We start from the raw sequence: 14,081 nt of genomic DNA on the forward strand, positions 1-14,081 counted from the left end.
ATAATCGACAGATAATACGAAAGATAATCCTAAAGAGGAAGAAAAAATGATAAATTTTTCAAAAGAAACGCGTCAAAAAAGTATTGAGCAGATGCAAGCTGAAACCCTAGATTTACTCATCATCGGTGGTGGTATTACAGGTGCAGGGGTGGCGATTCAAGCTGCGGCATCAGGAATTAAAACAGGTTTGCTTGAGATGCAAGACTTTGCAGAAGGCACGTCTTCACGCTCAACGAAATTAGTCCATGGCGGTATCCGGTATCTCAAGACCTTTGATGTCGAAGTGGTTTCTGATACGGTTAAAGAGCGTGCAATCGTTCAACAAATTGCCCCCCATATTCCCAAGCCAGAACCCATGTTATTGCCGATTTATGATGATGAAGGGCCGACGACATTTGATATGTTTTCAGTTAAGATTGCCATGGATCTTTATGACCAACTGGCTGGCGTCAAAGGCACCCCGTATGAAAATTATACTTTGACAGCAAAAGAAGTGCTAGAGCGTGAGCCCTACATTAAAAAAGAAGGCTTGCAGGGTGCAGGGGTCTATCTTGACTTCCGCAACAATGATGCCCGTCTCGTGATTGAAAATATCAAAAAAGCAGCCGAAGATGGGGCTTATATCGCAAGCAAGGTCAAAGTTGTTGGTTTCTTGTATGAAAACGGCAAGATTGTCGGCGTTAAGGCGCGTGATTTATTGACAGGTCAAACCTTTGAAGTTCATGCCAAAGTCGTAATGAATACCAGTGGCCCTTGGGTCGATAAGATTCGCAATTTGAATTTCACCCGCGCTGTGCGACCACATATGCGACCAACTAAGGGCGTGCATTTGGTCGTTGACGCTAAAAAATTACCCGTCCCACAACCAACTTATTTTGACACCCAAAAACATGACGGACGGATGGTCTTTGCCATTCCACGTGAAAATAAAACTTACTTTGGGACGACAGATACCGACTATCAGGGCGATTATGCTAACCCGAAAGTTACCCAAGAAGATGTCGACTATCTCTTAGAAGTCATCAACAAACGCTATCCAGACGCCAACTTGACCCTTAACGATATCGAAAGTTCATGGGCAGGGCTGCGTCCGCTTTTATTAGGCAATTCAGGTTCTGATTACAATGGCGGTGATAACGGTAGCCTGTCTGATAGTAGTTTTGACAAGGTGCTAAATATCATCAGTGCCTACAAGCAAAATCAAGCTAGTCGTGTCGATGTTGAAGAGGTTTTAAATCATCTTGAAAATTCTCGTGGTGAAAAAGAATTATCACCGTCTCAAATCTCACGTGGTAGTGCTTTGGAACGTGAAGAAGATAATTTAGTCACATTAGCAGGCGGAAAAATCACAGACTATCGTAAGATGGCTGAGGGGGCGCTTGAGCTCATCAAAAATATCTTGGCAGATGAATTTAACCAGACTTATGAGGCAATCAATTCTAAAGAATATGCTGTCTCAGGTGGGGAATTTGACCCGTCTAAAGTCAAGGAAACAGTCGAAAAAAATGCAATCGTTGGTGTGGCAGTAGGTCTTTCAGAAACAGAAGCGACTTATATTGCTGATTTTTATGGCATGAATGCCCTGCCCATTTTTGAAATGGCAAAAGAAATGACAGCCTACCCAAACCTGAGCCTAGCAGAATCAGCCATGTTACGTTATGCCATGGTGGCTGAAATGACCCTCACACCAAGTGATTATCTCATGCGTCGCACCAATCATATCCTCTTCCAACGGGATAGCTTAGATGCTATTAAACATCCAGTTGTTGAAGCGATGGCGACCTACTATGGCTGGTCAGAAGATGATAAAGCAGAACAATTAGTGGCGTTGAATAAACTAATCAACGCATCAGATTTGAAAGACTTGAAAGCGGGGACCAACTAATGTCAGCAGATATGGTACAAATTTTCAGTGAATTTATCGGCACAGGTATCCTTATTTTATTAGGGGACGGGGTCTGTGCAGCCGTTAATCTCAATAAAAGTAAGGCACAAAACTCAGGGTGGATTGTCATTGCCTTTGGTTGGGCACTTGCCGTGACTATCGCTGTCTATATCGCAGGGATCAATGGTCCTGCCCATCTTAATCCGGCGGTCACCATTGCTATGGCAGTAGAGGGCAGCCTGAAGATGAGTTTAGTCGTGCCTTTCATTATCGCACAATTACTCGGTGCAATCCTTGGTGCAGTCCTTGTCTGGTTGGCTTATCTGCCGCATTTTGAGGCAACGACTGATAAGGGGGCGATTTTGGGTACGTTTGCGACAGGTCCAGCTATTCGTAACTATCCAGCCAACTTTGTCACAGAAGTCATCGGCACCTTTGTCCTCGTTTTAGGACTACTTGCCTTTGGTGCCAACAAATTCGCAGATGGGACAAACGTCTTCGCAGTCGGTGGATTAATCCTCGCCATTGGTTTATCTCTGGGTGGGCCAACAGGTTACGCCATCAATCCAGCCAGAGATTTAGGGCCGCGGATTGCCCATTTCATTTTACCGATGAAACATAAAGGCGATTCTGATTGGGGGTATAGCTGGTTACCAGTTGTCGCACCAATCGTTGGGGGCTTGTTAGCAGTTGGGGTGTTCAGTTTTATGTAAGCAGGCATAGAAAAAATCGTGATGCACTCACGATTTTTTTTGTATTTACAAAGTCACAGTAAACGTCGTGCCTTTCCCAACAACACTGACAACATCAATCTGACCACCAAGTTCTGTCAGATTTTTCTTGACGATGGCGAGACCAAGGCCAGTGCCTTCTGCATCACGTGTCTGGTCAGCACGATAGAAACGCTCGAAAATACGTGTTTTCTCGATTTCCGTTAAACCAGGACCATTGTCTGAGATGGAAAATGTCGCTTTACCAGCGATTTTAGTCACACAGAGATAGATTTTGCCACCATTTGGTGTATAATGAATGGCATTTTCAATCAAATTTTTAAGGATCGCATAGAGGTGCTTGTCATTAGATTTGATAGTCACCTCGTCTAGTTGTGTCGTGACTTGCAGTGATTTTTCCTGTATGGCCAGTTTGAAATTCTCAAGCACATCTTGTGTCAAAGCAGTTAAATTGAGCTTTTTCTTTTTGAGATGGAGCGGTTGACGCGTCATCTCAAGCGTATCCGTCACCAAACTTGAGAGACGTTTTGTCTCCTTGACGATATGGTTAGCGAAACCTTTAATTTTTTCAGGTGGCAGATTGGCAGAATCATTGACCAAAATATCAGCAAATCCAGTAATCGCAGCCAGTGGTGTTTTGAGGTCGTGTGAGACATTGGCGATGAAATCATTATGGGCGCGTGTCGTGACTTTATAAGCTGTCACATCAATCATCGTCACCATAATCCGCCGTTCTAGCGCCTCGATAGGCTGCACCGTAACGGTGTAGTAGGCATTGATTTTCTCGAAGTAAAAAGTCTGTTCTTGCCGCGTCGGTTTCAACATCTTATTGACCAAAAATTGGAGGACATCGCTATAAGGACTGAAAACATCCAGATTTTTCGTCGCCATGAACTCATTTTGGAAACTGGCATTGCTGCGGCGAATCGTCCCTTTCAGGTCATAAATGAAGATAGGAAACTCGAAAAACTCGATGAAAGCATAAAGATTTTTCTTAGCGGGCGTCGAACTCTCTGCCTGATGCTGAATGGTTTCGCCGAGATGATTGAGTTCTGTTGTAATTTTATTATCATCTTCAGAAATCAAATAACTCTGCGTCAGCGGACTACGTCTGATATTCTTAATTTTGGCAATGGTATCCGCCTCAAAGATTAACCGTTTTTTATTAGCAAGGTAAAATTGACCCAAACCAATCACATAAATGACCCCAGCAAAAATAATCACGATAACCGTCTCAAATAAAGTAGAAGTGCGTTGGCTGGTCACTTGAATATAATTTTTCAGGATGGCTTTTTCATAATTTGGAATTGTAATCGTCATCTGCTTAGCCGTCAACGTTCTCGAAAAAGTCGCCCCTTTTTGGATATTTTTCACCGCCTTAGTCTGACTGTTTTGGGGTAAAATTTGAACCGTCTCGCCAAATTTAGTCTCAGGCGCTTGATTCAACATATCCGAAATCGTATAGGCACGCTCCGCCAGATGATTGGTATCAGTCGTGACCGTATGCGTATTGAGGAGTAAAATCACTAAAAGCGTCGCCAAAAAATAGAGACCGGAACAAATCAGAACCAGTCCAACTATTGAACGTTTCTTTTTCTTATTAAATGTCTTTGGTATGATGTTCACTGAATTGATACCCGAATCCTCTTTTTGTTTTGATAAATTGATTGTGCAGTTTCTTGCGTAAATTACTAATCGTCACATCAACCACACGCGTTTCATAATCCTGCGTTTCCCCCCAAAATTCAGTTAAAATTGCCTCACGACTGACAATCTGATCCCGATTTTGAATTAAAAAGATGAGGAGATAATATTCTCGCTTAGAGAGCGCAATTTTCTCGTCGGACAGGCTAACTGATTTCGTCTTGAGGTCAATTTCAAGACCATCAAAATGATAGGAGTCGATGGCATCGTCAGCCTGCTGAGTCGTCGCTTGCCCCGACTGCTGATAAATCTGATTCCGCCGAATCAAAGCATTGGCGCGCGCCACGATTTCCCGCTGAGGCGTCGTCTTATCCAGATAATCATCCACGCCAGAATTAATCCCCGTAATTTTCAGGTCATCATCTTCCCGTGCCGTCAAGATGATAATGGGGGTGTAATTGGCACGTTGGCGTAACGCTTCAGTCACCGCAAGACCAGATAACTCAGGCATCATCATATCAAGTAAAATAACATCAAAGTCTTGCTTTGCAGCAAGGTCTAAAGCCGCCTGCCCATTTTCAACCAGTGAGACCTTAAACCCATCGGATTCGAATGTATAAGATAGCAGTGCCAAGATGGCGCTGTCATCATCTGCAATCATAATTGTTTTCATATCTTGATTATATCAAAAAAATGGCGTTTTTTGATCGTGAGTTACTGTTCTATTTCAAGTTTTAGTGTTTTTGACGGAATGCCTATCATTTAAAAGATAATGAGAAGTAAACAAGAGAAATGAATGAACCTATAACTGCCAATAAAAAAAGGGATTATTGGCTCTGGAACGAGTCACTGTAAGTGTTTAGAAGTCTGGTAATCTGCTTCAAATTTGAAGAAAGTTTAAAAATACTATTTTATATATTTTTTGATATAATTAGATTATAATAATTAGCAGTATGACATCAGATTAAATGATATTTTCTAAAAATTATTTTTATGTCATCGAAAACATACTGACTACTTAAATCTATAGCATTTTGATTCATATTTTAGGAAAAGAGGAAAAATTTATGGAAATTAGAATTATTGGTGGCTCACACGCTGCGATTGCTTGTGCAACAAGAGCTAGAGAAGAATATCCTAATGCACGCATCGTCATTTACGAGAAAAATAAAAATATCGGCTTTATTGCCCAAAGTATTCCGCTCTATTTATCAGGAAATACAAACTTCTTGAAAATGTCGAGCTATACGACTGTTTCTGAGCTTGAAAATCTGGGTATTTTAGTTCGGACACAATTTTCTGTGACCGACATTGATATGGAGAAGAAAGTCCTTAAAGTCGTTGATTTGGTCGAAAATAGAGAAAGCGAGGACTGCTATGACAAACTGATTTTAGCGATGGGTTCTTATCCCTCTCTACCTCTTGTACAAGGTGAATTTCGTGAAAAACTGTTTATCATCAAAAACTATGCAGACGCTGAGAGGATTAAACGTTTCATGCGGACATCTCGTAGCGTGATCATCATTGGTGGTGGTGCGATTGGTGTTGAGATTGCGCAGTTGATGAACAATGCTAAAATCGAAACAACGCTTATCCATGCTTCAGATAATATCCTAAACAGATATTTGGACCAAGATGTGGCAGAAGATGTGCAAAAAACATTGGCTTTGCGAGGCATTGATATCGTCACAAACTCTGTTGTGACTGACATCCAAGAAGAAACAATCGAGAATACCAATGCTCATGAAGGCAATGTTGGTAAAACCATTAGTCGTGTGTATACGCGTGATGGCCGTGAATTTGTGGCAGACGGTGTCATTTATGCGACAGGTTTCCGTCCTAATACTTTCTTGGCTGCAGAACAGTTAGAGCTTGGTGACAAAGGCGCGATTGTTGTCGATGATTACATGCAAACAAGCCATCCAGATGTTTTCGCTGTCGGTGATTGTGCGACGACGAATGTGACTAACATGAAAAATCCAACTTATGTGCCCCATGTTAGTGATGCCATTCGTGAAGGGGATGTTGCAGCTATCAACTTGCTTGAACCTAAGATTAAATTGAACAAATCTCAAGGGACTTATAAACTGAATTTTGATGAAGAAATGACACTTTGTATGACAGGTTTGAGTTTGGAAAAGGCAAAAGCAGAAGGCTTTGATTGTAAATCTGTTTATGTCAGAAATGACTATGTCAACAGTGATGGTTACTACGAAACTTGGATCATTTATGAAAGAGCTACGCATAAGATTTTAGGCATGCAAAGTAAAGGTGTTTCACCTGAAATTGCGGCGCAAGCAGATATCATTTCATTGGCAATTCAAAACGGGACAACGATTGATGCTATCGAATATATTGATTTCTATTATAAACATGGCTTTAAAAATCCAAAAAGCTTCGTGAAGTTAGTTGCTGATAAAGTGAGACAACAAGAAAAAATAGAAAAATTATACTAAAAAATACCTCCCTTAATTTAAGGGTTAACGTTTGATAGATTAGACAGCCCGATGAGTGACTGTTACGTATTAACAAATGATTAGGAGGTCGTTTTGGGAAAAATAAATGATTTGGATTACTGTTATGCCTCTATTATACTTTTAGAGGAGTTAGAAAAAGTCTCGTACGCTAGAAATGAGCGACTGAGACAATTTCACGAAAAAGTGCATGCGAGGCAATCTGCTGTTGCTGCTGTGCTAGCTTTGATTCTCCCGGTGATTGTTTGGATTTATTTATTGACAGCGAAGGTTAGTATATTTGATGTCAAAACATTTGCCGTTTTAGGGCCACGAGTGGTTGGGGTTCTGATGATTACAGCCTTGCTATTTTTGATTCCCTACCTATTGTTACACAAGGTTTGGTGTCAACCTTTTCTACGTTCTTTTAGAAAAATCTTTGAGACTGTTTTACGTGCGCATCTGATTAGTGACATCAAGGAAATTGATGACAAAGCAACTGTTATCGTTTCTAAAGCTGTTTTTACTGAAGAAAGAGTACCTGAAAGCTATTTAACGGTCGAGTTTTTAACGCTTTTAGTGCGATATTTTGAATGTGGCCAAGCGACATTTATGAAAGAAGCGCTTTATGAATTAAAAATGGAACTTGAAAATTCAGGATATTATTCAAGTTCAAATACATGTGAAACCTTGTTACAAAGGGAAAGAGCTTACTTAGCTGATGAAAAACATAACTTGGCATTACTGATGGAAAAGGAGGAGGGGATCTATGAATAAAGAACCAGAAGTAACAACCGGTACAGCGCATCCCCAACCAAAGGATTTTGTTCAAGATAACTTTTTTGAAAAAGGACATTGGTGGCTTAAGATACGTCAAGTCTTGTTTAATCTAGCCTTTCTTGCCGTTCTAGTTGTTCCTATTGTTATTTTGTTCAATTCTCTTTCAAGTGGTCGCTTGATTAGTTCGTTCCATTATTGGACATGGTCAGATGGCTTTGATTTAACAAAATATTTGAATTCAGCGATTTTATTGGCTTTTGTCGTTATCTTAGTGTGTAGTTTAGCCTTTCTCTTCAGAAATAATTATCGGGAACAAAACGTTTATCCAAAGCAGAAAACTTATGATGCTAAGAAATTAGCTGAGCGAAAAGAAATTTTGGATAAAATGTACACTGAGCGTTTTGGCGACTTACAATCTAGAGAAACAGTCCGATACTATGCCGTTGATGGTGAGAAAAACTTACCAGATCGCATGATTGAGGATTTGTTTAAAGAAAACGGGGTGGAGATTAGATGACATTATCAATCTTTGTTCAAATCCTAACGCTTTATCCGATTATTGGTGCAATTTGTTGGACGATTGGTGGGATATTTTATCGCAGCATCTATGTTGGTAAATTTTTAGATAAAGATTTTAAAACAATCCCTAAAAATGAAGAACCCATGATTACCATCATGATTCCTTGTCATAATGAGGAGGTCATGATCGAGGAAACGTTAGATTATTTGATGCACGATCTCAACTACCATAATTATGAAGTGTTAGTGTGTGATGACGGGTCAACAGATACCACACCCGAAATTTTGGCCAGATTGCGTTTAAAATACGACAATCTAAGAGTTTTGCGGGTTAATAAAAACAATGGGAAAGCGCATGCCTTTAACATTGGCTTGTCCTTTGCAAGAGGGGAATATATTTTAAGTAATGATGCGGACACGGTGCCAGAACCTAATGCGCTTCAAAAATATATGAATTATTTCCTCAGTCCTGGTGGTCAAAATACGGCCGCAGTCACTGCCAACATGGATGTGCAAAATCGGTCATTGCTGGTTGAGAAATCTCAAACGGTTGAATTTTCAAGTATTGTTGGGATTATCAAACGTTCACAAATGGGTGTTTTGGGTAATATGTACGCCTATTCTGGTGCCAATACCATGTATCGCAAAGATGCGATTTTGGATTGTGGTGGTTTCCGTCAAGACCGGGCAACTGAGGATATCTCAATCGCTTGGGATCAACAATTCAATGGTTGGCAAGCCGTTTTTGCACCAGATATTATGTTCTATATGAATGTACCGAACACCTTTAATATGCTCTACAATCAACGGAAACGCTGGGCAAAAGGTGGGACGGAAGCTTGGTTGACTAACTTTAAACGTGTTGCCAAACATCCGATTAAAAATGCACCCAAAATTGTCATGTTGCTGGATCAAACAGGTAGTATTCTATGGAGTTTCTACTATCTGATTTTCACGACTTGGTTGATTTTGAAAGTAATTTACTTCGTCTTTACGAATGATACAGAGCAACTCACGCATACCTTAGATATGACCTTCCTCTTCTCCGCCTTTATTTCAATGGTCGGCGTTTGGCAATTAGTTGCGTCGCTCGCACTCGATAACCATGGCGCTAAAATGAAATACTTACTGTTTGCACCCGGCTACATGGTTTGGTACTGGCAGATGAATGCCATCACCATTGCCACAACCTTTATCCCAGCGATTAAGACCGTCTTTGGTTTTGCAGGTAAAGGCACATGGGTGAGTCCGACACGGACGAAGATGACCAAGAAGGAGGGAGAAAGCTGATGAATTTTTTAGTCGCTATGCCTAGAGAAACAGATACGTCACTGTTTACAAGTCGCGTGTCACAAGGCCTTTTCCTAGTGGTTTGCTTGATTGGTCTCGTCTTAAATATCCTTGTTTTCTTGCAAAATTATCGGAACTGGTCTGATAGACGAAAGCAAACTTATGAGGATGAAGCAACGCGTGTAGCAGCCATGAAATCAAATCGACAAGATTTTATGTTTAGCACCTTTATCAATCTTGTCATTCTGGTCATTTTTGTTTTCCTGATTGTTAAATTTACGCTATCGTTTCTGGCGTTTTAAGCAATATATTGTCTAAAGAAACTGAGTTTATCTCAGTTTTTTTGGTATAATAGAAGAATGGAAATTGAAAAAACCAATCGGATGAATGCCCTGTTTGAATTTTATGCGACCTTGCTGACAGAAAAGCAGATGAATTATGTCGAGCTTTACTATGCGGATGATTATTCTCTGGCGGAAATCGCTGAAGAATACAAAATCAGTCGGCAAGCCGTCTATGATAATATCAAGCGGACAGAGAAGGTCTTGGAAACGTATGAGACCAAGCTCCATATGTATTCTGACTATATTGTCCGAGAGGAAATTTTCGCTGATTTATTGGCAAAATATGCGAATGATGCGTATCTGGTTGAGCAAATCACGATTTTACAAAGTTTAGAAAATGAATAGGAGATAGAGAGTTTTATACTTAATTGAGTATAATTCATCATAAAAAATTATGGCATTTGAAAATTTAACGGAACGCTTACAAGGCGTCTTTAAAAACTTACGTGGCAAGAAAAAAATCACTGAAAATGATGTTTTAGAGATTACCAAAGAAATACGTGTCGCCTTGCTAGAGGCCGATGTGGCGCTACCTGTTGTTAAGAAATTCATCAGAAATATTCGCACGCGTGCCATCGGCGTCGAAGTATCCGAAGCACTGCAGCCAGCCCAACAAGTCATCAAAATCGTTGATGAAGAATTGACCGCGATTTTGGGTGGTGGCGAAGCAGAGCTTGCTAAATTACCCAAAATTCCAACCATCATCATGATGGCGGGTCTCCAAGGGGCTGGAAAAACAACTTTTGCCGGCAAACTTGCCAAACGACTAAAAGAAACTGAAAACGCACGACCTTTGCTGATTGCTGCCGACGTTTACCGGCCTGCGGCAATAGAGCAGTTGAAAACAGTTGGGGGTCAGATTGATGTGCCGGTTTATGACGAAGGCACTGATGTCAATCCAGTCGAGATTGTCCGTCATGGTCTGGCTTTGGCGGCTGAAAAACGCCATGACTATGTTTTGATTGATACGGCTGGTCGACTTGAAATTGATGAAAAATTGATGAACGAGTTGGTGCAAATCAAGGATTTGGCACAACCAACTGAAATTCTCTTGGTTGTCGATGCCATGACCGGTCAAGTCGCAGCAGATGTGGCTAAGAAATTTAATGAAACCCTTGAAATCACTGGCGTCATCATTACCAAAATGGATGGGGACACACGGGGTGGTGCGGCGCTTTCTATCCGAGAAATCACAGGTAAACCGATTAAATTTGTCGGGACAGGTGAAAAGCTAACCGATTTGGAAGTTTTCTATCCTGAACGGATGAGCTCACGCATTCTCGGCATGGGTGATATGTTGACCTTGATTGAAAAAGCACAAAGTCAATACGATGAAGTGCAATCTGCTAAAATGGCAGAAAAAATGCGTGAAAACACCTTTGATTTCAACGACTTTATCGAACAGTTAGACCAAGTTCAATCCATGGGACCATTGGACGAAATCATGAAAATGATTCCGGGGATGTCTGAAATTCCAGGCGCTGCCAATATCAAGGTGGATGAAAAAGAGATTGCCAGAAAACGTGCGGCAGTCTTATCCATGACACCAGAAGAACGTGCCAATCCTGATATTTTAACACCGTCACGCCGGCGTCGGATCGCTGCAGGTTCGGGCAATACTTTTATCGAAGTGAATAAACTCATCAAGCAATTTAATGAGTCGAAAAAGATGATGAGCGGTTTAATGAATGGCGATATGGGCGCCATGCTCGGTGGCATGGGCGGTCAAATGCCCAATATGCCAGGTGGGATGCCTGATATGAGTGCGCTCGGTGATATGGGCGGTGCGGGCATGCCGGATATGAGCGCCATGTTTGGTGGCGGTCTCAAAGGCAAAGTCGGCAAAATGGCCATGACTGCAGCCATGAAACGCGCCCAGAAAAAAATGAAAAAAGGCAAGAAGAAGAAAAAATAAGTTGGCCTAAGCCGTGTATTCTAAAATTAAGTAGGTATATCTTATGGTGTTGGGACTTTTAGTACTGATTGGTGTCTTATGTGTGCCGTTTTTAAGTATCTTAAATATTATCTACTTGCTGACGGATAGACGGCGCAGGAGACATCCCAAATTTGAGACTTTTGTTGAAATTTTGACCTTTAGTTTAGGTGGTTTTCTGGCCTATATTTATCTGGATTATCAGCATATCACGAATGCTGACTGGTCAGTTTCAATTTTTTCAAACTATGTGCATACACCGATTGCCGCACAGTCGCGTCCAACACTGCAGGTTTTATTCCTCGTTGCCTTGATAGGTTATCTTATCTTAAAGTATAATCAAATCAAGCAACTCCCGCCTTTGGTTCTCGTATTTGCCTTGGCTAATCTATATATCGGGATGGGCATTACCCTGTTGTGTTTAGTGCAAATGTTACAGAAAATACCGTTGGCTGTTTACTTCATTAATGTCTTGTTGATTGGGTTTAAGCTGATTGTGACAGTCGTGAGAGTTTATCAAGATAAATTACCTGAGATAGATAGTCAGCAGACAAGCGTCATCACGCGCCTTAAATCTCTCATTCAAAACGCCAGTAATTGGCCTTGGATAGCTTTTATCTTGGCTATTCCCTTGTTGGGTGTAATTATTGCTGTCTTATCAGTTTTTGGACAGGCGCCAGATAGTGTGATTAAAGCCTGGACTGAGACGGCTGATTGGACCTTATCAGAAAAAATATCAGCACCTGATTTAGCATTTCATGATGACCATTATTTATGTACCGTTGCGGCAATGGGGCATCGTAAGCTTGTCAAATCACAGCGCATGGGGATTAGAGCTGGTCGCAAAATTGTGGTTAATCGACAGCTGTGTATCGCCAATGCCTTTGAACAAATTATCCAGGAGAAAACGCCTAAAGTTCACTACTATATCAGACGGGTTTATGACCGGTATGGCTATCCAATTGCGCGGAAAATAAACTCACAGTACACGGCAGATTTGGTTTACTTGATTATGAAGCCGCTAGAATAGTTGTTTTTAGCGGTCATCTATCTGGTGGATACATCGCCTGAAAATCGCATTGCCTTGCAGTATATCACGCTACCTGAACAGGAGCAGTTAGAAAGAGATTTATGACGATATTTTTAATAGGCTTTATGGGGGCTGGTAAAACAACGATTGCCAACTTATTATCACCTGACTTTATAGATATGGATGATGTCATTGTTGAGCGGATTGGCATGCCAATCTCGACATTTTTTGAGATAGCAGGCGAGACTGCCTTTCGGGAAATCGAATCGCAGGTCTTACTTGAATTGACACAAACAAGTGGCGTCATTTCAACAGGTGGTGGTGTGGTGATGTCTGAGGAAAATCGCCGTATTTTAAGCAAATCAAAAGCAGAAGTGATTTACCTCAAATCAGATTTCGATACCCTGTATCAGCGAATTACTGCTGATAAATCAAATGTTAGACCGCTTTTTCTCAATAACTCACGCGTCGAATTACAAGCGATTTTTGAAGCTCGTGCGCCTTTGTATGAAGCAATTGCAACTCAAATCATCACGATTTCAGGCAAAAGCCCTGAGGCAATCCTAAAGGAAATTCAAGCATGAAAATTGGTTTTTTGGGGCCTAAAGCGTCCTTTACTTATGCGGTAGCTCACGCAGCTTTTCCAGATGACAGTCATCAGCTTCTTGCCTTTGACTCGATTACTGAGGTCATCAGAAGTTATGAGCAGGGCTTGGTTGACTATGCTATTGTGCCGGTCGAAAATTCGATAGAGGGTAGCGTCCACCAGACGGTTGACTATCTTTTCTTACAGGCAGAACATATCCGCGCGCAGGCAGAGATTATCCAACCGATTAAGCAACAGCTCATGGCGACTAGTAGCGATAAAAAGATTGAAAAAATCTTTTCTCATCCCCAAGCGATTGCCCAATCGCTGAAATACGTCCAGCACCATTTTCCTGACGCAAAAATCGAGAGTACAGACAGCACGGCTTATGCAGCCAAATTTGTTGCGGAACACCCCGAGAAAAATTTTGCGGCCATTGCGCCAGTTGCCAGTAGCTTGGCGTATGGTTTGACGATTATCGCTCAGGATATTCAGGAAATTGATGAAAACTTCACGCGGTTCTGGTTATTGGGGGAGACGACACCTCAGATTGACCTGCCTGCTGTGACTGAGAAGATGACCTTAGCTTTGACGCTTTCGGATAATCTACCGGGTGCCTTGTATAAAGCCTTGCAAATTTTCGCAGATTTTGGGATTAATTTAACTAAGATTGAGTCTCGTCCACTTAAAACTTTTCTGGGGGAATATTTCTTTCTCATCGATGCGCAGTTTTCTGAGAACTATCTTTATTTGATTCACGCGCTCGAAAAACTTGGGATTACGGTTAAACGTTTGGGTAAATATAAGGTTTATCAAATGTAAAAACAAATAGTTCAACTGGCAGAGTTTTCATCATCTGCTGGTTTTTTTGATAGAGCCGGCCAAA

The 14,081-nt window shown here is 41.2% G+C and carries 14 protein-coding genes; 12 read left to right on the forward strand and 2 right to left on the reverse strand.

Translation table 11 applies throughout. The features are described from left to right. Window positions 1-46: 46 nt before the first annotated feature. Complete coding sequence (gene glpO, locus RsY01_RS05420; RefSeq protein WP_094784535.1) at window positions 47-1,885, forward strand: type 1 glycerol-3-phosphate oxidase; 1,839 nt, start codon at window positions 47-49, stop codon at window positions 1,883-1,885. Next, entirely contained in the window at window positions 1,885-2,598 is a 714-nt protein-coding gene (locus RsY01_RS05425) for an MIP/aquaporin family protein (protein ID WP_094784536.1), read from the forward strand. Before glpO ends, RsY01_RS05425 begins: the two co-directional genes overlap by 1 nt. A 45-nt stretch (window positions 2,599-2,643) precedes the next feature. Here the strand turns inward: RsY01_RS05425 and RsY01_RS05430 are convergent, their stop codons facing one another. Then, window positions 2,644-4,242 carry a sensor histidine kinase gene (locus RsY01_RS05430; RefSeq protein ID WP_238594951.1) on the reverse strand — a complete coding sequence of 533 codons (1,599 nt, stop codon included), beginning with the start codon at window positions 4,240-4,242 and terminating at the stop codon, window positions 2,644-2,646. Continuing rightward, window positions 4,217-4,933: a response regulator transcription factor gene (locus tag RsY01_RS05435; RefSeq protein ID WP_167373228.1), complete on the reverse strand. Its 717-nt coding sequence runs from the start codon at window positions 4,931-4,933 to the stop codon at window positions 4,217-4,219. The genes RsY01_RS05430 and RsY01_RS05435 overlap by 26 nt, the downstream gene beginning before the upstream one ends. A gap of 394 nt (window positions 4,934-5,327) precedes the next feature. On the opposite strand from RsY01_RS05435, the gene RsY01_RS05440 reads away from it, so the two are divergent. The 10 genes from RsY01_RS05440 (at window position 5,328) to pheA (ending at window position 14,017) form a co-directional block, all read left to right on the forward strand. After that, complete coding sequence (locus RsY01_RS05440; protein ID WP_094784538.1) at window positions 5,328-6,716, forward strand: FAD-dependent oxidoreductase; 1,389 nt, start codon at window positions 5,328-5,330, stop codon at window positions 6,714-6,716. A gap of 93 nt (window positions 6,717-6,809) precedes the next feature. Then, window positions 6,810-7,490: a hypothetical protein gene (locus tag RsY01_RS05445; protein WP_094784539.1), complete on the forward strand. Its 681-nt coding sequence runs from the start codon at window positions 6,810-6,812 to the stop codon at window positions 7,488-7,490. Further along, the gene (locus RsY01_RS05450; RefSeq protein WP_094784540.1) at window positions 7,483-8,010 is read left to right on the forward strand and encodes a hypothetical protein; all 528 of its coding nucleotides are present in this window, start codon (window positions 7,483-7,485) and stop codon (window positions 8,008-8,010) included. Before RsY01_RS05445 ends, RsY01_RS05450 begins: the two co-directional genes overlap by 8 nt. Then, the gene (locus RsY01_RS05455; protein WP_094784541.1) at window positions 8,007-9,302 is read left to right on the forward strand and encodes a glycosyltransferase family 2 protein; all 1,296 of its coding nucleotides are present in this window, start codon (window positions 8,007-8,009) and stop codon (window positions 9,300-9,302) included. The genes RsY01_RS05450 and RsY01_RS05455 overlap by 4 nt, the downstream gene beginning before the upstream one ends. Then, window positions 9,302-9,604 (forward strand): hypothetical protein, encoded by a 303-nt coding sequence (locus RsY01_RS05460; RefSeq protein ID WP_094784542.1) that lies wholly within the window; start codon window positions 9,302-9,304, stop codon window positions 9,602-9,604. Before RsY01_RS05455 ends, RsY01_RS05460 begins: the two co-directional genes overlap by 1 nt. A 57-nt stretch (window positions 9,605-9,661) precedes the next feature. Further along, entirely contained in the window at window positions 9,662-9,991 is a 330-nt protein-coding gene (locus RsY01_RS05465) for a putative DNA-binding protein (RefSeq protein WP_094784543.1), read from the forward strand. A gap of 49 nt (window positions 9,992-10,040) precedes the next feature. Then, window positions 10,041-11,561, forward strand: coding sequence for a signal recognition particle protein (gene ffh, locus RsY01_RS05470; protein WP_094784544.1), 1,521 nt, complete (start codon window positions 10,041-10,043; stop codon window positions 11,559-11,561). A 43-nt stretch (window positions 11,562-11,604) separates the two neighbouring features. Then, the gene (locus RsY01_RS05475) at window positions 11,605-12,609 is read left to right on the forward strand and encodes a DUF6688 domain-containing protein (RefSeq protein WP_094784545.1); all 1,005 of its coding nucleotides are present in this window, start codon (window positions 11,605-11,607) and stop codon (window positions 12,607-12,609) included. Between the two features lie 101 nt (window positions 12,610-12,710). After that, window positions 12,711-13,193, forward strand: coding sequence for a shikimate kinase (locus tag RsY01_RS05480; RefSeq protein ID WP_094784546.1), 483 nt, complete (start codon window positions 12,711-12,713; stop codon window positions 13,191-13,193). Beyond that, window positions 13,190-14,017, forward strand: coding sequence for a prephenate dehydratase (gene pheA / locus RsY01_RS05485; RefSeq protein ID WP_094784547.1), 828 nt, complete (start codon window positions 13,190-13,192; stop codon window positions 14,015-14,017). Before RsY01_RS05480 ends, pheA begins: the two co-directional genes overlap by 4 nt. The last annotated feature ends 64 nt before the right edge of the window (window positions 14,018-14,081 follow it).

Source organism: Pseudolactococcus reticulitermitis (assembly GCF_002260845.1).
GTDB classification, from domain to species: domain Bacteria; phylum Bacillota; class Bacilli; order Lactobacillales; family Streptococcaceae; genus Pseudolactococcus; species Pseudolactococcus reticulitermitis.